Genomic DNA, 16,847 nt, shown 5'->3' with positions numbered 1-16,847 from the left:
CGGCTGACCCGCGCGGACCGCGCGGTACGAAGGGGATGGACATGCGTAGGAGCGTGGGTGTGGCCGCCGCCTCGGCGGTGGCGCTGATGGTGGCCGGCTGCGGCGGCGGTGGTCCGCAGTCCGGCGGCGACTCGAAGCTGACCGGCGACAAGATCGTGCTGGGCGTGCTCAACGACCAGTCGGGCGCCTACTCGGAGCTGTCCGGGCGCAACTCGGTCAAGGCCGTGGAGATGGCCATCGCCGACTTCAAGGCCAAGCACGGCGACGACGCGGTGACCAGGAACATCACCGTGGAGACCGCTGATCACCAGAACAAGCCGGACGTGGCCAACAGCAAGGCCCAGGAGATGGTCGACCGCAAGGGTGTCGACGCCATCCTGGACGTGCCGACCTCCTCGGCCGCCCTGAAGGTCGCCGACGTGGCCAAGGAGAAGAAGAAGCTCTACTTCAACATCGGCGCGGCGACCACCGACCTGACCGGCAAGAGCTGCAACAAGTACACGTTCCACTACGCGTACGACACGTACATGCTGGCCCACGGCACCGGCACGGTGACCACCGAGCAGGTCGGCAAGAACTGGTACATCCTCTACCCGAACTACGCGTTCGGGCAGGACATGGAGAAGAGCTTCACCGCCGCCATCACCGCGGCCGGCGGGCAGGTCGTCGGCAAGGACGGCGCCCCGTTCCCGAACACCAGCGGCGACTACTCGTCGTTCCTGCTCAAGGCGCCGACGCTGAACCCGAAGCCGCAGGTGCTCGGCACCATGCAGGCCGGCGCGGAGCTGGTCAACGTGGTCAAGCAGTACAACGAGTTCAAGCTGCGGGACAAGGGCGTCGGGCTGGCCGTCGGCCTGATGTTCATCACCGACATCCACTCGCTCACCCCTGCCGCGCTCGCCGGCACCACCTACACCGACGCCTGGTACTGGAACTTCGACCAGCAGAACCGGGAGTGGGCCGACCGGTTCCAGTCCGAGACCGGAACCCGTCCGTCGTTCGCCCACGCGGCGAACTACTCCGCCGCCATGCAGTACCTGGAGGCGGTGCAGGCCGTCGGCACCGACGACGCGGACGCCGTGGTCGAGGAGCTGGAGGGCAAGGACGTCAACGACCTCTTCCTGCGCAACGGCAGGATCCGCGCGGAGGACCACCGGGTCGTGCACGACGCGTACCTGGCCCAGGTGAAGCCGCAGGCCGAGGTCAAGGAGCCGTGGGACTACGTGAAGATCCTCAAGACCATCCCGGCGGCGGAAGCCTTCCGCACCCCGTCCCCGGACTGCAAGCTCTGACATGTCCGGGTTCCTGCAGAACACGTTCAACGGGCTGGTGGGCGGGGCGTTCTACGCCCTGCTCGCCCTCGGGCTCGCGGTCATCTTCGGCATGCTCCGGGTGGTGAACTTCGCCCACGGCGCGTTCTACATGCTCGGCGCGTTCGGGGCGTACGTGCTGCTCGCCGAGGCGGGCGTGCCGTTCTGGGCCGCATTGGTGATCATGCCGCTGGCGCTGGGCCTGCTCGGCATGGTGCTGGAGCGGGCGGTGATCCACCGGCTGACCCGGCTCGACCCGCTCTACAACTTCCTGCTCACCTTCGGCCTGACGCTGATCCTGCAGGACCTGGTCAAGTCCCGGTACGGCGTGCAGTCCAGTCCGTACGCCACCCCCGACGAACTGAGCGGGACCGTCGACTTCGGGCTCTTCGACTTCCCGACGTACCGGGTCTTCATCCTCGGCTTCACCGTGCTGCTGTGCGTGGTGGTCTGGTGGGTGCTCGGGCGGACCCGGATCGGCGTGGTGGTCCGGGCCGCCACCGAGCGGCCGGAGCTGACCCGGGCGTTCGGCATCGACGTGGGCAAGTGGGTCACCCCGGTGTTCGGCTTCGGCATCGCCCTGGCCGGGCTGGCCGGGGTGCTCGCCGCCCCGATGCGGGCGGTCAACCCGCTGATGGGCGCCGACCTGATCATCGTGGTCTTCGCGGTGGTGGTGATCGGCGGCCTCGGCTCGATCTTCGGCTCGGTCGCCGCCGGCTTCGGCATCGGCCTGATCCAGGCGTGGGGCGAGGCGTACCTGTCCGACTACCCGCTCGTGTCGCAGACCGTCGTGTTCGTGGTGATGGCCGCCGTCCTGCTCTGGCGGCCGGCCGGCCTGTTCGGCCGAGAGGAGGCACCTGCGTGAACGCGAGGAGTGAGCCGGGCCTGCGAGCCCCGCAGCCGCGAGCCGAGGTGGCGGAGACCAGCGCTGTGGACACGGACACCACGCCCGCCGGGCGGCCCGCGCCGCCGTCCGGACTGCTCGCCGTCGCGCGGGCGCCCGGCTGGGTCCGGTACGCGCTGCTCACCGCCGGCCTGCTCGTCGCGCTGTGGCTGCCGAACGGGCTCTACCCGGCGGTCGCGGTGGACATTCTGTGCTGGGCGCTCTTCGCCGTCTCGGTGGACCTGCTCCTCGGCTTCACCGGGTTGATGTCCTTCGGGCACGCCGCGTTCTGGGGCGCCTCGGCGTACCTGACCGGGCTGGTCGCGATCCACGCCGGCCTGCCGTTCCCGGCCGCCGTGCTGGCCGGGGCGCTGGGCGCGGCGCTGCTCGCGCTGCCGATCGGCTACCTGGCGGTGAAGCGCACCGGGATCTACTTCGCCATGGTCACCCTGGCCTTCGCGCAGATGGTCTACTACGTGGCCAACGAGTGGCGTTCGGTCACCCGGGGTGAGAACGGCCTGCAGGGGGTGCCGCGCGCGTTCTTCGGCGTCGATCTCACCGACGACTACTACTTCTACTACGCGATCCTGCCGTTCGTGCTGCTCGGCCTGCTCGCCGCCTGGCGGATCGTGCACTCGCCGTTCGGCCGGGTGCTGGTCGGCATCCGGGACAACCCGGCGCGGGCCCGCGCGCTCGGCTACCCGGTGCACCGCTACAAGCTGACCGCGTTCGTGCTCTCCGGCTTCCTGGCCGGGCTCGGCGGCGGGCTCTTCGCGGTCGGCCACCGATTCGTCTCGCTGGACGTGCTGCACTGGACCACCTCCGGCAAGGCGGTCATCGTGGTGGTGCTCGGCGGCATCGGCACGCTGTGGGGCGGGGTGCTCGGCGCGGCCCTGGTGGTCCGCCTGGAGGACTGGCTGTCGTTCTCCGGGTTCGAGGCCATCGGGCTGGTCACCGGCGGCATCTTCGTCCTCGTCGTGCTGCTGTTCCGCCGTGGTGTCTGGGGCACCGTCGCCGACCTGGCCCGGCGCCGGGCGGCGGCCCGCCGGGACCGGTCCGGCTGATCCGGCGTACGACGGCGTCCCCGGTCGGCTGCCGCCGGGACGCCCCACCGGACCGCGCGCCGGTGTAGCCGCCCCACCGGCACGGCCTAGCCGGCGCGTCCCGTCCGGACCGGTCCGCCCCGGGCGCATCCAGGCCGCCCTCTTCCGACGAACCCCCGGTAGTGACCGTCTACCGAGGGGTGCGTCCGGTGGTGACCGATCCGATCCCGGCCGATGTCGTCGAGTCCGCCCGCAAGCACCTCACGCTCGCGGCCGAGGACCTGGACGGCAACCGGGTCGCCGCGCTGATCGTCGAGGCCGCGGGCCGGTGGGGGGTGGCGCCGGTGTGGGAGGGCGTGTGCGCGCCGATGCTGGCCGCGCTGCCCGGCCGCGGCGCCGCCGAGGTGGCCGTGGAGCACGCCTTCTCGGAGGGCGTGCGGTCCGGACTGGACGTGCTGCTGCGCGGGCCGGGGACCCCACCCCCGGCCGGTGGCATCCTGCTCGCCGGGGCGGAGCAGGAGCTGCACTGCCTCGGCCTGCACGCCCTCGCCGCGGCCCTGCGTGAGGCGGGCCTGGGCAGCCTGCTGCTCGGTGCCGCGCTGCCCTGGCCGGCGCTGGCCAGCGCGGTGCGCCGAACCCGCCCGCACACCGTGGTGGTGTGGTCGCAGACGCCGATGACCGGGCGGGCATACCGGGTGGTCCGCTTCGCGCGGGAGTTCCCCTCGGTGCGGGTGCACGGCGCCGGGCCGGGCTGGATCACGCCGCCGGCCACGCCGGCCGGACACCTCACCACGCTGTCGGACGCGCTCGCCGTGTGCCGCGAGGCCGCCGGCCACCGGAACGGGGAGCGGTAGGCGGGATCCGTCCGGCCGGGGCACCGCGCGGCAGCCGACGGGCGGCCGGTCAGCCGGCCCGGAAGCCGCGCAGCAGGACGGCGACGGCGGACTCCGGATCGAAGTGGTCGTCGGGAGCGGCGAGCTGGTTGCCGAAGAGCCCGTCGACGAGCGCGAGCAGCGCCCGGAAGTGGGCGGGCGGATCGGTCGAGCCGAGCGCGGCGAGTAGCGGCACCCCCCACTCGGCCAGCCGCGCCCGCCCGGCCTCGATGGCGGGGCGCAGCTCGGGCCGCACGGCCGACTCCACGAACAGCGCGTATCGGGCCAGCGTGACCACCCGTTCCTCGTCGGTGAAGCGCCGGATCAGCCGGCCGAGCACGCGGGTGAAGCCGTCGACGTCGCCCGGCGCCAGGTCCGCGGCGAGCCGTTGCCAGGCCGCCGTCTCCACCTCGACCAGCCGGTCGAAGACGCCGGTGACCAGCGCCTCCCGGGTGCGGAACCGGTTGGAGGTGGAGCCCTCGGGCAGGCCCGCCTCGGCGTCCACCGCCCGGTGGGTGAGCTGTCGCGGCCCGCCGGTGCCGAGCACCCGGATGGCGGCGTCGAGCAGGAGTCGCCGGCGATCGGTCACCCGGCCAGACTACAGCCGTAGTGCCGCCGACTACATCTGTAGTACGGTGACGGCATGGGCGGACGCGCGGTCGTGGTCGGTGGCGGGATCGGCGGGCTCGCGGCGGGCGTCGGCCTGCGGGCGGCGGGCTGGGACGTGACGGTCCTGGAACGGTCGGCCGCACTGCCGGAGACCGGCACCGGGCTCGGCATCTGGCCCGCCGCGATGCGCGCCCTGGACGCCCTCGGCGTCGGCGAGGAGGTACGCCGCCGGGGCAGCCGTCAGGCCGGCGGGGCGATCCGGCGCCCGGACGGCAGCCGGATCGCCGCCATCGACGTCGACCGGCTGGAGCGCCGGCACGGCGAGCCGGTGCACCTGGTCACCCGGCCGGTGCTGCTCGCCGTCCTGGCCGGCGCGCTGCCCGGACCGGCGCTGCGCCTCGGCACCCCGGTGACCGGCCCGGAGTCGCTGCTCGACGCGTACGACCTGGTGGTGGGCGCGGACGGGATCAACAGCGTGGTGCGCGCGCAGATGTACGGGCGGCGGTACCCGCTGCGGTACGCGGGCGCGGTGGCCTGGCGCGGCGTGGCCGACCTGGATCTGGCCGAGGGCGGCGAGACCTGGGGGCGGGGGCGCAAGTTCGGGCTGACCCCGGCCGGGCCGGGCCGCACCAACTGGTACGCCGCGGTGCGGCTGCCCGAGGGGCACGCGGCGCCGCCGGACGACCGCGCCGAGCTGCGCCGCCTCTTCGGTGACTGGCACCCGCCGGTGCCGGACGTGCTCGACGCGCTCACCCCGGAGGGGATCCTGCGGCACGAGATCCACGACCTGACGCCGCTGCCGTCGTACGTGTCCGGCCGGACCGCGCTGCTCGGCGACGCCGCCCACGCGATGACCCCGGACCTCGGGCAGGGCGCCTGCCAGGCACTCATCGACGCGGTCGCGCTCGCCGGCTGCGTACGCGACGGCGGCGATCTGCCGGCCGCGCTGCGCGCGTACGACAGGCGACGCCGGCGGCCCACGCAGCGGATCGCGGCCGGCGCGCGGTGGGCGGGGCGGCTGTCCGGCGTGCGGCGGCTGCTGCCGGTGCGGGACGCGGTGCTGCGGCTGGCGCTGGCCGCCGGGCCGCCCGCGTGACCTGAGACACATCCGATACGAACCGGTTCCGTATCGAAACCCGCTCACCTACGCTCGGCTCCGTTACGAGTCTGACCCGTATCGTATTCCGACGCGGGGGAACCGGGGGGAGCACGGACGTGGAACCACACGAGAACACCGGACACCCGAGGAGGTGGGCGATCCTGGGGGTGTTGGTGATCAGCCTCCTCGTGGTCGTCCTCGACAACACCATCCTCAACGTCGCGCTGCGCACCCTGGCCGACCCGGTGCACGGCCTCGGCGCCACCCAGGGCGAGCTGGAGTGGGCGATCAACTCCTACACGCTCGTCTTCGCCGGGCTGCTGTTCACCTTCGGCGTGCTCGGTGACCGGCTCGGCCGCCGCCGCTTCCTGATCCTCGGGCTGGCGCTGTTCGGCCTGTCCTCGTTGCTGTCCGCGTACGCGCAGGACCCGGGCCAGCTCATCGCGGCCCGCGCGCTGATGGGCGTCGGCGGCGCGGCCATCATGCCGGTGACGCTCTCGATCATCTCCAACGTCTTCGACCCGCGCGAGCGCGCCAAGGCGATCGGCGTCTGGGCCGGCGCGGTCGGCCTCGCGGTGGCGATCGGCCCGGTGCTCGGCGGCGCGCTGCTGGAGCACTTCTGGTGGGGCTCGGTCTTCCTGATCAACGTGCCGGTGGTGGCGCTCGGCGTGGTGCTCGTCGCGGCCCTGGTCCCCGAGTCCCGTGACCCGAGGCCCGGCCGGGTCGACCTGCTCGGCGTGCTGCTGTCGGTGGTCGGCCTGGTCGCGCTCACCTACGGCATCATCGACGGCGGCGAACACGGCTTCGGCCGCCCGCAGGTCTGGGTCGCGGTGCTCGGCGGCCTCGCGGTGCTCGGCTGGTTCGTCGCCCACGAGCTGCGCAGCGACCACCCGTCGCTGGACGTACGGCTGTTCCGGGTGCCCCGCTTCGCCGCGCCGGTGGCGCTGGTCGGGCTGGTCTTCTTCGCCGCCATGGGCGTGATGTTCTTCGGCGCGTTCTACCTCCAGCTCGTGCGCGGCTACAGCCCGCTGGAGAGCGGCCTGCTGTTCCTGCCGTTCGCCGCGGCCCAGCTCATCTTCGCGCCGCGCAGCGCGGCGATGGTCCGCCGCTACGGCGGCCGGGCCGTCGCCGCGGTCGGACTGCTGCTCACCACTGTGGCGCTCGCCGCGTTCGTCTTCATCGACGCGGACACCCCGATCTGGATCTTCTCGGCGCTCGGGTTCCTCCAGGGCGCCGGGATGGCCAACATCATGCCGCCGGCCACCGAGTCGATCATGTCCTCGCTGCCCCGGGAGAAGGCCGGTGTCGGTTCCGCGGTGAGCAACACCGTGCGCCAGGTGGCCGGCGCGCTCGGCGTGGCGGTGCTCGGCTCGGTGCTCTCCGCCGTCTACCGCGACCAGGTCGCCCCGGCGGTGGCCGCCCTGCCCGCCCCGGTGCGCGACGCGGCCCGCGAGTCGGTGTCCGGGGCGTACGCGGTCGCCGGCCGGCTCGGCCCCGACGCGCCGCGACTCATCGACGCCACCAACGACTCGTTCGTCTCGGCCATGCACTGGGCGGCGGGCGCCTCCGCGGTGGTGGCCGCGCTCGGCATCGTGATCGTGCTGCGCTGGATGCCGGGCCGGCCGGTCGTCGCCCCCGACGCGCCGCCGGTCACGGACAGGGAGTTGGCCGGTACCGCGTAGGTTCGTGGACAATGTCTGACATGACTTCCACGGCGGATGCTCCGCGGTCGCCCGGGCGACCGCGGAGCACCCGCGCGGACGAGGCGATCGTCGACGCCACGCTCGACCTGCTGGCCGAGGGCAGCACCGTCGAGTCGCTGTCCATCGAGGCGATCGCGGCCCGCGCCGGAGTCGGCAAGGCCACCATCTACCGCCGCTGGCCGGGCAAGGACGCGTTGCTGCTGGACGCGTTGCGCACGCTCAAGGGGCCCGCGCCGCGCACCGACGGGCGCTCCGTCCGCGACGACCTGGTGGTGCTCGTCGGCGCGGTGGGCCAGCACGCCGACGCCCGCGTCCGCAAGATCATGCCCTGCCTGGTGCCGGAGGTGAACCGCAGCTCGGCGCACCGGCAGGCGTACGAGGCGATCGTCGAGCCCCGGCGGGCGGCGATGCGCGAGGTGCTGCTCCGCGCGATCGACCGGGGCGAGCTGCGCGCCGACCTCGACATCGAGGTGGCGATGGCGCTGCTCACCGCGCCGATGCTCACCCAGCGGATGCTGCGCTGGCACCCCGAGCGCGACGAACGGATGCTGCCCGAGCGGATCGTGGACACGGTCCTGGACGGCCTGCGCGTCCGCTGACCAGGCCCGCCGGCCCGCCGCTCAGCGGCCGGGCGAGCGCAGCCGGTGCAGGCGCAGCGCGAGCTGCACCTCCAGCGCCCGCTCCGGCCGCTGCCAGTCCGCGCCGAGCAGGTGACCGACCCGCTCCAGCCGCTGGGTGACCGTGTTGACGTGCACGTGCAGCTGCTCGGCGGCCCGGGCCAGGCTGCCGCCCACCCCGAAGTACGCCTCCAGCGTCTTCACCAGCGCGGTGCCCCGCCGGGCGTCGTAGTCCAGCACCGGCCCCACAGTGGTGGCGAGGAACCGGGCCACGTCCCGGTCCCCGGCGTCACCCACCGCGCCCAGCAGCAGCCCGACGAAGCCCAGCTCGGCGGTGCTCGCCCCCTGCCCGGCCCGGCCCAGCGCGCCGAGCGCGGACAGGCAGCGCTCCGCCTCGGCGAACGTGACGGCCAGCGACGCCGGGCCGGTCGACGGCCCGCTCGCCCCGGCGGTCACCGGGCGGCCGGTCACCCGGGACAGATCCCGGGCCACCGCGCGGGCCGCGCCGCCGGCGTCGTGGCCGGGCAGCATCAGCACCACCCGTCCGTCGCGCGCCGCGGCCAGGCCACCCCGGGTCGAGGCGTACGTGGTGGCCCAGGACAGCACCCGCTGCCGGGCCGAGCCGGTTTCGGCGAACGCGTCGTCGCCGACCGCCACCAGCACGTGCGGGGCGTCCAGGTCCACCCCGATCCGGCGGGCACGTGCCCGCAGCGCGTCCGTGTCGCGCAGCGGCCGGGCGATCAGGTCGTCCAGCAGCTCGCCGCGTACCCGCCCCTCCGCCTCGGCCACCGTGCGGCGGAACAGCAGCAGCAACGCGGTCACCAGCGCGGCGCGCTCCAGGATGCGCTGGTCGGCGTCGACCAGCTCGTCGTCCGGGCGCAGCACCAGCGCGCCCAGGTTCTCCGCCCCGGCCACCACCGCGGCGTACCAGAGCGGGCCCCGGCGCACGCTGCGCCCCTCGGTACGGGACGCGGCCACCGCCTCCACGATGTCGGCCCGGTCCGGCTCCTCGATCTCGCCGACCCGGGCCAGCCGCCGGCCCTCGGCGTCCAGCGCCAGCAACGCCCCGCCGAGCACCTCGGTGACCGCCGCCGCGACATCCTCCATCCCGCCGCCGCGCACCACCAGCGCGGTCATCCGGTCGTGCGCGGCGGCGGCGCGCTCCACCGAGCTGCTGTGCGCCCGGATGGTGCTGTTCGCCGCCGACAGCTCCGCCAGCGCCGCCCGGGTCTCGGCGAGCAGCCGCGCGGTGTCGATCGCCACCGCCGCGTGCGCCGCGAGCGAGACCAGCAGCGACACCTCCTCGCGGGCGAACGGCCGGGCCGAGCGGTTCGCCGCGTACAGCACGCCGATCACGCTGGACCCCAGCCGCAGCGGCACGCCGAGGATGGCCACCAGGCCCTCCTCGCCCACCCCGCCGTCGATCTCGCCGGTGTGCCGGAACCGCTCGTCCTCCTGGTAGTTCGAGGTGACGTACGGCGTGCCGGTCTGCGCGACCAGGCCGCCCAGCCCGTCGCCCAGCTCCAGCCGCAGCCGCTGGAACCGGGCCGAGATCGAGCCGTCGGTGACCCGCATGTACGTGTCGCCGCGCTCGTCGTCGTTCAGCGTCATGTACGCCACGTCGGTGCCGAGCAGGATCCGCGCCCGGTGCACGATCGCGCGCAGCACGTCGTCCAGGTCGCGCAGGCCGGCCAGGTCGCTCGCGGTGTCGTACAGGCCGGACAGCTCGGTCTCCCGGCGGCGCCGGCGCGCCAGCAGCGCCCGTACCCGCAGCGCCACCACCTTCGCCTGTTCCAGCTCGGCGAGCCGTTCGGCGGGCAGGCCGGCGGCGCGCGCGGCCACCAGCGGGCCCTCGAACTCGACCGCGGCGGCCTCGCGCGCCAGCAGCTCCAGGAACTCGACCGGCGACGACATGACCGACATTGTGCGCGGGGCCACTAGTTCGCCGTCCAGCCCCCGTCGAGGGCGATCGAGGTGCCGGTGAGGAACGCGGCGGGCGGGGAGCACAGGTACGCCACCAGTTCGGCCACCTCGTCCGGCTCGATCAGCCGCTTGATCGCCGCCCGGGCCAGCATGATCTTCTCGACCACCTCGTCCTCGCCGATGCCGTGGGTGGCCGCCTGGTCGGCGATCTGGCTCTCCACCAGCGCGGTGCGCACGTACGCCGGGTTGATGCAGTTGGCGGTGACGCCGTGCGCGGCGCCCTCCAGCGCGACCACCTTGGACAGGCCCTCCAGCGCGTGCTTGGCCGAGACGTACGCCGACTTGAACGGCGAGGCGCGCAGCCCGTGCACCGAGGAGATGTTCACGATCCGGCCCCAGCCGCCCGCGTACATCCGGGGCAGCGCGCGGCGGATCAGCAGGAACGGCGCCTCCACCATCACCCGCTGGATGTACTCGAAGCGCTCGACCGGGAAGTCCTGCACCGGCGCGACGTGTTGCAGGCCGGCGTTGTTGACCACGATGTCGGCGTCGACGTCGAGTGCGTCCACCGCCGCCGGGTCGGCCAGGTCGATCCCGACGGCCCGGCCGCCGGTCTCGGCGGCCACCGCCTCGGCCGCCGACACGTCGCGGTCCAGCACCACCACGGTCGCGCCGGCCGCCGCCAGGCGCAGGGCACAGGCCCGTCCGATGCCGCCGCCACCACCGGTGACCAGCGCGGTGCGACCGGTCAGGTCGACGTGTACGACGTGGGGGACCGCCACGGGTTCTGCCGTCATGGCGCATGAACGTACGAGCCGGGTGCCCCCTGGCACATGGGGCGGCGACACATACTCCACCGCCCGCGTGTGTGGTGCGCCGCGTCACCGCCCGCGCCCGGCGTGTCCGGCCGTCCCGCTCCCGGCGCGCACCAGTAGGGTGTGTCGAACACACGTACTGCTGGCGGCTCGGGGAGGAGGCGGCGTGCGCGTGCTGGGCGTCGACCCGGGGCTGACCCGGTGCGGGGTCGGCGTGGTCGAGGGCGTGCCGGGCCGCCCCTGCACACTCGTGGCCTACTACGTGGTCTACACCGACCCCGAGGACGACCTCGCGCTGCGCCTGCTGCACCTGGACCGCTCGCTCACCGACCTGGTCGCCGAGCACCGGCCGGACGCGGTCGCGGTGGAGCGCGTGTTCAGCCAGCACAACGTCCGCACCGTGATGGGCACCGCGCAGGCCAGCGGCGTCGCGGTGCTCGCCGGGGCCCGGGCCGGGCTCCCGGTGACGACGTACACGCCGAGCGAGGTGAAGGCCGCGGTGACCGGCTCCGGCCAGGCCGACAAGAAGCAGATGACCACCATGGTCACCCGGCTGCTGCGGCTGCCCGAGCCGCCGAAACCGGCCGACGCCGCCGACGCCCTGGCGCTGGCCATCTGCCACGTGTGGCGCGGGGGCACCCGGTCCAAGCTGGTCGCCGCCGCGCAACGGGCCCGACGAGGAGGGACGCGATGATCGCGAGCGTACGCGGCACGGTGACCGCCACCGGCCCGGATCACGCGGTGGTGGAGGTGGGCGGCATCGGCCTGGCCGTGCAGTGCGCCCCCGGCACGATCGCCGACCTGCGCGTGGGCCAGCCCGCCCGGCTCGCCACCAGCCTGGTGGTCCGGGAGGACTCGCTCACCCTCTACGGCTTCGCCGACGACGACGCCAAGCAGTTGTTCGAGCTGCTCCAGACCGCCAGCGGGGTCGGTCCCCGGCTGGCGCAGGCGGTGCTCGCCGTGCACACGCCGGACGCGGTCCGCAAGGCCATCGCCAACGCCGACACCGCGGCGCTGACCCGGGTGCCGGGCATCGGCAAGAAGGGCGCCGAGCGGCTGGTGCTGGAGCTGCGCGACCGGGTCGGCCCGGTGCCGGTGGGCGCCGACGGCGCGGCCGGGGTGACCGCCGGCGCCTGGCCGGAGCAGGTCCGCCAGGCGCTCGTCGGGCTCGGCTGGACGGCGGCCCAGGCCGAACAGGCGGTGGCCGCGGTGGCGGAGACCGTCGACGGCGAGACCCCGCCGGTGCCGGTGCTGCTCAAGCAGGCCATCCGCCTCCTGGGCCGGACCCGATGAGCGGGGAGAACCTGGTCTCGGCGTACGTCGACGACGCCGAGCGGGACGCCGAGGCGAGCGTCCGCCCGAAGCGGCTCGACGAGTTCATCGCCCAGCACCGCGTCCGCGACCAGCTCGACCTGCTGTTGCAGGGCGCGATGCGGCGCGGCTCCCCGCCCGACCACATCCTCCTGTCGGGGCCGCCTGGCCTCGGTAAGCCGGTGTCCGTGGAGGCTCTGGTCCTGATGGAGGACGGATCACGGCGTCGGCTCGGTGACATCGAGGTGGGTGACCGGGTCATCACCCGAACCGGGGTGGGCGCCACCGTGCTGGCGGTGCACGAGCAGGGTGAACTGGAGACGGTCCGGATCCGGACCACGAGTGGGCGGGACGTGGTCGCGGCACCCGATCACCCCTTCTGGACCACCGAGGGCTGGACGAAGGCGGGAGATCTCACCGACCGTGACTTCGTCGCCAACGTCCTGTGCCCGGAACTGGTCGCGGACGCCGTTCAGGACGTTGCCGAGTACAAGCTCGCCGGCTATCTCGTCGGCGACGGATGCACGACGAATCAGGTCACCTTCACGGGGGGTGACGAGGACGTGCTGGCCGACTTCCGGTCTACGTGTGACCGGATCGGGCACAGCCACGTGACCAGGCCCAACAGTGCCCGTAGTTCGCTGATCCGCATCTCGGGTCTTCAGCCCTGGCTGGCCGAGCACGGCCTGCTCGGAAAGAACGCGTGGCAGAAGCGAGTGCCCGACTTCGTCTTCGAGGGTGACGCCTGGCAGGTGTCGGCGTTTCTCGGCGCCTACTTCGCCTGCGACGGCACGGTGAGCCGCCGGGGACGTGATCGGTACGACGTGGTCGTCGAGTTCTACAGCGTTTCACGGGGGCTGCTGGAGGACGTACAACACCTGCTGCTGCGGCTCGGTGTCCAGTCACGGCTCAAGCTCAAGCGCGGCCGTTACCAGGGTCGGCCGCACGAGTCCTGGCGGTTGAGCGTCACCAGCCAGGACGATGTGGCGCGGTTCGCGCAGCGTGTGACGGTGATCGGTGAGCGAGGTCGGCGGCTCGCCGAGTGGATGCCGCGCCGAGATCGATTCGACGAACGGCTCGCCGCCGACCGGGTGGCCTCCGTCGAGGCGGTGGGCCTGCAGGAGTGCCGGTGCCTGACCGTCGACGGCGACCACACCTTCACCGTGAACGACTTCGTGGTGCACAACACGACCCTGGCCAACATCGTCGCCGCCGAGCTGGGCACCGGGATTCGGGTGACCAGCGGCCCGGCCATCGAGCGCTCCGGCGACCTGGCCGCGATCCTGACCAGCCTCGCCGAGGGCGACGTGCTGTTCATCGACGAGATCCACCGGATCGCCAAGCCGGCCGAGGAGCTGCTCTACAGCGCCATGGAGGACTTCCGGGTCGACGTGGTGGTCGGCAAGGGGCCGGGCGCCACCGCGATCCCGCTCGACGTGGAGCCGTTCACGCTCGTCGGCGCCACCACCCGTTCCGGTCTGCTGACCGGTCCGATGCGCGACCGGTTCGGCTTCGTCGCGCACCTCGACTTCTACGCACCGGCCGACCTGGAGACGCTGCTGCACCGGTCGGCCCGGATCCTCGGCGTGCCGATCACCGCGGACGGCGCGGCGGAGGTCGCCGGCCGGTCCCGGGGCACCCCGCGCATCGCCAACCGGCTGCTGCGCCGGGTCCGCGACTACGCCGAGGTGCGCGCCGACGGCGTGGTCACGCTGGAGACGGCTCGGGCCGCGCTGACCGTCTACGACGTGGACGCGCTGGGCCTGGACCGGCTCGACCGCGCGGTGCTGACCGCGCTCGTCGACTCGTTCCGGGGCGGCCCGGTGGGCCTGTCCACGCTCGCCGTGGCGGTGGGGGAGCAGCCGGACACGGTCGAGGAGGTCTGCGAGCCGTTCCTGGTCCGGGCCGGGCTGCTGGCCCGTACCCCGCGCGGGCGGGTGGCGACCGAGGCCGCCTGGCGCCATCTGGGCCGTACGCCCCCGAATGGTACATTTGGTGCGGATGCCCCTCCGGGGCCCGATCTGTTCTCGGTGCAGACCGACCAGCCGTGATCCGTTCGTGATCTGTGCCGCATTCGGTCTTCTCAGGAGCAGGGACTAGACTTCGCCGCGGTTTGTACAGGACGTGAGAATCCGCTTCCGCTGCGGCGCCCTCCGGCGCCGGGGTGGAGGCCAACCGGAAGGTCTACACCGTGCTTTACGCAGCAGCGAGTGGCGGGGGAGCCGGCAGTCTGACGCCGATCCTCATGATCGCTCTGCTTTTCGTCGTCATGTACTTCATGATGATCCGTCCGCAGCAGAAGCGCCGCCGCGAGGCCGAGCAGATGCAGGCCGCACTCGCCCCGGGCGACGAGGTGGTCACCATCGGCGGCCTGCACGGCACGGTCACCGCGGTCGAGGACGAGACGGTCCTGCTCGAGGTCGCCCCGGGCGTGCAGACCCGGTACGCCCGTCCCGCCGTCGCGCGGGTGATCAAGCGCCCCGAGGCGCCGGCGGCCGAGACGATCTCCGAGGAAGCCGAGCCGGTCAAGGAGTGACCACCCGTCCCGGACGGGGCAGCGGATTCATCCGTACAAGTGGATAGTTGGGGTCGGCGCGCGGCGCCGGCATCCGGCCGGGCCGTGCGGCGCCCCCGCGCCGCGCTCCAGCCGGCGTGCCGTCCTCCGGTGCCGACCCGCCGGAGCAGTCGGGCGGACACCCCCGGCCCGACAGTTGTCGCCGCCGTGGAAGCGGCGCGACCGTACAGGGAGACAGGACAGCCGTGGCACCACCTCAGGGACAGATGCGGCCCGGACGGCAGCTCGCCGTGCTCGGGCTCATCTTCGTCGTCCTCTATCTATTGGTGTTCTTCTCGGGCGGCGCCAGCGGTGGCTGGAAGGACCGGTTGGAGCCGCGGCTCGGCCTGGACCTCGTCGGCGGCACCCGGCTGACGCTCGAGGCCACCAACACGGTGGACGGCAAGCCCCCGACCGCCGACAACCTCGAGGAGGCCCGGCAGATCATCGAGAGCCGGGTCAACGCCTACGGCGTGGCCGAGGCCGAGGTGGTCACCGAGGGCAACCGCAACATCGTCATCTCCCTGCCCGGCCAGAACCGCGACCTCACCGACGTCGGTGAGGCCGCCGAGCTGCGCTTCCGCAAGGTGCTCAAGGCCACCGACGGCAGCGGCGCCGCGGCCGCGCCCGCGCCGACCCCGAGCGCCACCCCGTCCGGAGCCGCCACGCCGTCGGGCAGCGCGTCGCCCAAGGCGAGCACGAGCCCCAAGGTGAGCGGGTCGCCGAGCGCCGGCGGGCAGGGCGGCATGGCCCCCACTCCGAGCGCCAGCGCCTCCGCGTCCCCGTCGGCCTCGCCGAGCGCCGCCGCGCCGAGCCCGAGCGCCAGCGCCGAGCCGGTGCCGCAGAGCATCGAGCAGCAGCGCAAGGCCGTCGAGCAGAAGGTCGGCGCGGCCGCCTGGGCCGCCGCCTCGGGCCTGCAGGCCCCGGCGGACCTGACCACCGATCCGTCGCTGGCCGACAAGCTCAAGCCCTTCGGCACGCTCACCCCGCAGGAGGTCGCGGTCCTGCCGGTGGAGATGCAGTTCAACGTCCCGACCATCACCTGCGCCCAGCTCGACAAGCGGCCCGCCGCCTCGATCAAGGACGAGAAGCAGAAGGCGGTCGCCTGCGAGTCCGGCGCGAAGTACCTGCTGGACGTGGCGAAGGTGCTCGGCACCGACGTGAAGAACGCCTCCGCCCAGCTCGACCAGACCAGCTCCTGGGTGGTCAGCCTCAACTTCACCGGCAGCGGCCAGGAGAAGTGGACCGCGCTGACCCGCGAGGCGTTCAACAACGAGGGTCAGGCCTGCGACCAGGCCGCGCTCGGCCCGGACGGCAAGTGCCGCGTCGCCGTGGTGCTGGACAACGAGATCGTCTCGTCCCCGGAGATCCAGGGCGTGCTGACCGGTGACTCGCAGATCACCGGCAGCTTCGACAACAAGGCCGCGAACGCGCTGGCCAGCCAGCTGCGCTACGGCGCGCTGCCGGTGACGTTCGAGCCGCAGGAGCAGCAGAACGTCACCGCGACGCTCGGCGACAGCCACCTCAAGGCGGGTCTGCTGGCGGCCGGCATCGGCATGCTGCTGGTCATCATCTATTCGTTCTTCTACTACCGCCTGCTCGGCTCGGTCATCTTCCTGAGCCTGGTGCTCTCCGCGCTGCTGGTCTTCGGCGCGCTCGTGGTGCTCGGCCGGTCGATCGGCTTCACGCTCACGCTCGCCGGCATCGCCGGCATGATCGTCTCTCTGGGCGTCGCGGCGGACTCGTTCGTCATCTACTTCGAACGACTGAAGGACGAGATCCGCGAGGGCCGCAGTCCACGCAGCGCGGTGCCGCGCGCCTGGATCCGGGCCCGCCGGACGATCATCTCGGCGAACGCCATCACGCTGATGTCGGCGGTGGTGCTCTACATCGTGTCGGTCGGCGCGGTGAAGGGCTTCGCCTTCGCGCTCGGCCTGGCGACCGTGCTGGACCTGGTCGTCGTGTTCCTCTTCCGCCACCCGATCATGACGATGTTCGCCCGGACCCGGGCGTTCCTGTCGCCGCGGGTCAGCGGTCTGGGCCGGGCGCTGCCGGCCCGGTCGGCCGAGCCGGGCACCGCCCGCAACCCGCGTGTGAAGGAGGCCTGA

15 protein-coding genes and 2 pseudogenes are annotated in these 16,847 nt (G+C 73.3%); 14 read left to right on the top strand and 3 right to left on the bottom strand.

The genetic code is table 11. The annotated features are described in order from the left end of the window. Nucleotides 1-35 precede the first annotated feature (35 nt). From V6U82_RS18090 to V6U82_RS18075, 4 genes are all read left to right on the top strand, one after another. Nucleotides 36-1,292 carry an ABC transporter substrate-binding protein gene (locus tag V6U82_RS18090; RefSeq protein ID WP_334462663.1) on the top strand — a complete coding sequence of 419 codons (1,257 nt, stop codon included), beginning with the start codon at nucleotides 36-38 and terminating at the stop codon, nucleotides 1,290-1,292. A gap of 1 nt (nucleotide 1,293) precedes the next feature. Then, the gene (locus V6U82_RS18085; protein WP_334462662.1) at nucleotides 1,294-2,175 is read left to right on the top strand and encodes a branched-chain amino acid ABC transporter permease; all 882 of its coding nucleotides are present in this window, start codon (nucleotides 1,294-1,296) and stop codon (nucleotides 2,173-2,175) included. 65 nt (nucleotides 2,176-2,240) lie between these two features. After that, nucleotides 2,241-3,257, top strand: coding sequence for a branched-chain amino acid ABC transporter permease (locus V6U82_RS18080; RefSeq protein WP_442933444.1), 1,017 nt, complete (start codon nucleotides 2,241-2,243; stop codon nucleotides 3,255-3,257). A gap of 191 nt (nucleotides 3,258-3,448) precedes the next feature. Beyond that, complete coding sequence (locus tag V6U82_RS18075) at nucleotides 3,449-4,090, top strand: transcriptional regulator (protein WP_334462660.1); 642 nt, start codon at nucleotides 3,449-3,451, stop codon at nucleotides 4,088-4,090. A 49-nt stretch (nucleotides 4,091-4,139) separates the two neighbouring features. Here V6U82_RS18075 and V6U82_RS18070 read toward each other — a convergent pair whose 3' ends face one another. Next, nucleotides 4,140-4,697 (bottom strand): TetR/AcrR family transcriptional regulator, encoded by a 558-nt coding sequence (locus V6U82_RS18070; protein ID WP_128137999.1) that lies wholly within the window; start codon nucleotides 4,695-4,697, stop codon nucleotides 4,140-4,142. 54 nt (nucleotides 4,698-4,751) lie between these two features. Here V6U82_RS18070 and V6U82_RS18065 point away from each other — a divergent pair, with 54 nt between their 5' ends. The 3 genes from V6U82_RS18065 to V6U82_RS18055 all read left to right on the top strand — a co-directional run bounded on the left by V6U82_RS18065 (nucleotide 4,752) and on the right by V6U82_RS18055 (nucleotide 8,118). Further along, nucleotides 4,752-5,813 (top strand): FAD-dependent monooxygenase, encoded by a 1,062-nt coding sequence (locus V6U82_RS18065; protein WP_334462658.1) that lies wholly within the window; start codon nucleotides 4,752-4,754, stop codon nucleotides 5,811-5,813. Nucleotides 5,814-5,932: 119 nt separating this feature from the next. Continuing rightward, complete coding sequence (locus V6U82_RS18060) at nucleotides 5,933-7,498, top strand: MFS transporter (protein WP_334462656.1); 1,566 nt, start codon at nucleotides 5,933-5,935, stop codon at nucleotides 7,496-7,498. Between the two features lie 11 nt (nucleotides 7,499-7,509). After that, complete coding sequence (locus V6U82_RS18055) at nucleotides 7,510-8,118, top strand: TetR/AcrR family transcriptional regulator (RefSeq protein ID WP_334462654.1); 609 nt, start codon at nucleotides 7,510-7,512, stop codon at nucleotides 8,116-8,118. Between the two features lie 21 nt (nucleotides 8,119-8,139). On the opposite strand, the gene V6U82_RS18050 is transcribed toward V6U82_RS18055, so the two are convergent. Next, nucleotides 8,140-10,059: a helix-turn-helix domain-containing protein gene (locus V6U82_RS18050; RefSeq protein WP_334462730.1), complete on the bottom strand. Its 1,920-nt coding sequence runs from the start codon at nucleotides 10,057-10,059 to the stop codon at nucleotides 8,140-8,142. Between the two features lie 14 nt (nucleotides 10,060-10,073). Next, a complete protein-coding gene (locus tag V6U82_RS18045; protein WP_128137814.1) occupies nucleotides 10,074-10,856 on the bottom strand; it encodes a 3-hydroxybutyrate dehydrogenase in 783 nt (260 codons plus the stop codon). Nucleotides 10,857-11,040: 184 nt separating this feature from the next. Between V6U82_RS18045 and ruvC the strand changes: the two genes are divergently transcribed. The 7 genes and pseudogenes from ruvC to secD all read left to right on the top strand — a co-directional run bounded on the left by ruvC (nucleotide 11,041) and on the right by secD (nucleotide 16,847). Beyond that, nucleotides 11,041-11,568, top strand: a complete 528-nt coding sequence (gene ruvC, locus V6U82_RS18040) for a crossover junction endodeoxyribonuclease RuvC (RefSeq protein WP_128137815.1) — start codon at nucleotides 11,041-11,043, stop codon at nucleotides 11,566-11,568. Next, nucleotides 11,565-12,167 (top strand): Holliday junction branch migration protein RuvA, encoded by a 603-nt coding sequence (gene ruvA, locus V6U82_RS18035; RefSeq protein WP_334462651.1) that lies wholly within the window; start codon nucleotides 11,565-11,567, stop codon nucleotides 12,165-12,167. Before ruvC ends, ruvA begins: the two co-directional genes overlap by 4 nt. Continuing rightward, a pseudogene (locus V6U82_RS18030) lies at nucleotides 12,164-12,374 on the top strand (Holliday junction branch migration DNA helicase RuvB); the annotation flags it as partial. The gene ruvA and the pseudogene V6U82_RS18030, both read left to right, overlap by 4 nt. Before the next feature lie 17 nt (nucleotides 12,375-12,391). Further along, nucleotides 12,392-13,180 (top strand): annotated as a pseudogene (locus V6U82_RS18025) (LAGLIDADG family homing endonuclease); the annotation flags it as partial. Between the two features lie 51 nt (nucleotides 13,181-13,231). After that, the gene (gene ruvB / locus V6U82_RS18020; protein ID WP_334462727.1) at nucleotides 13,232-14,236 is read left to right on the top strand and encodes a Holliday junction branch migration DNA helicase RuvB; all 1,005 of its coding nucleotides are present in this window, start codon (nucleotides 13,232-13,234) and stop codon (nucleotides 14,234-14,236) included. Between the two features lie 140 nt (nucleotides 14,237-14,376). Next, the gene (yajC, locus tag V6U82_RS18015) at nucleotides 14,377-14,721 is read left to right on the top strand and encodes a preprotein translocase subunit YajC (protein ID WP_181726634.1); all 345 of its coding nucleotides are present in this window, start codon (nucleotides 14,377-14,379) and stop codon (nucleotides 14,719-14,721) included. A 224-nt stretch (nucleotides 14,722-14,945) separates the two neighbouring features. After that, nucleotides 14,946-16,847 (top strand): protein translocase subunit SecD, encoded by a 1,902-nt coding sequence (gene secD / locus V6U82_RS18010; protein ID WP_334462648.1) that lies wholly within the window; start codon nucleotides 14,946-14,948, stop codon nucleotides 16,845-16,847.

Source organism: Micromonospora sp. CPCC 205554, from assembly GCF_036902745.1.
Taxonomy (GTDB): Bacteria; Actinomycetota; Actinomycetes; order Mycobacteriales; family Micromonosporaceae; genus Micromonospora; species Micromonospora tulbaghiae.
This window is presented reverse-complemented; position numbering and strand designations above follow the sequence as displayed.

Coding starts and splice junctions, on each gene's coding strand:
- V6U82_RS18045 (WP_128137814.1), bottom strand. CDS start 10,856: ATGACGGCAGAACCCGTGGCGGTCCCCCACGTCGTACACGTCGACCTG.
- ruvA (WP_334462651.1), top strand. CDS start 11,565: ATGATCGCGAGCGTACGCGGCACGGTGACCGCCACCGGCCCGGATCAC.
- V6U82_RS18090 (WP_334462663.1), top strand. CDS start 36: ATGGACATGCGTAGGAGCGTGGGTGTGGCCGCCGCCTCGGCGGTGGCG.
- V6U82_RS18065 (WP_334462658.1), top strand. CDS start 4,752: ATGGGCGGACGCGCGGTCGTGGTCGGTGGCGGGATCGGCGGGCTCGCG.
- V6U82_RS18055 (WP_334462654.1), top strand. CDS start 7,510: ATGTCTGACATGACTTCCACGGCGGATGCTCCGCGGTCGCCCGGGCGA.
- V6U82_RS18085 (WP_334462662.1), top strand. CDS start 1,294: ATGTCCGGGTTCCTGCAGAACACGTTCAACGGGCTGGTGGGCGGGGCG.
- ruvB (WP_334462727.1), top strand. CDS start 13,232: ATGCCGCGCCGAGATCGATTCGACGAACGGCTCGCCGCCGACCGGGTG.
- V6U82_RS18050 (WP_334462730.1), bottom strand. CDS start 10,059: ATGTCGGTCATGTCGTCGCCGGTCGAGTTCCTGGAGCTGCTGGCGCGC.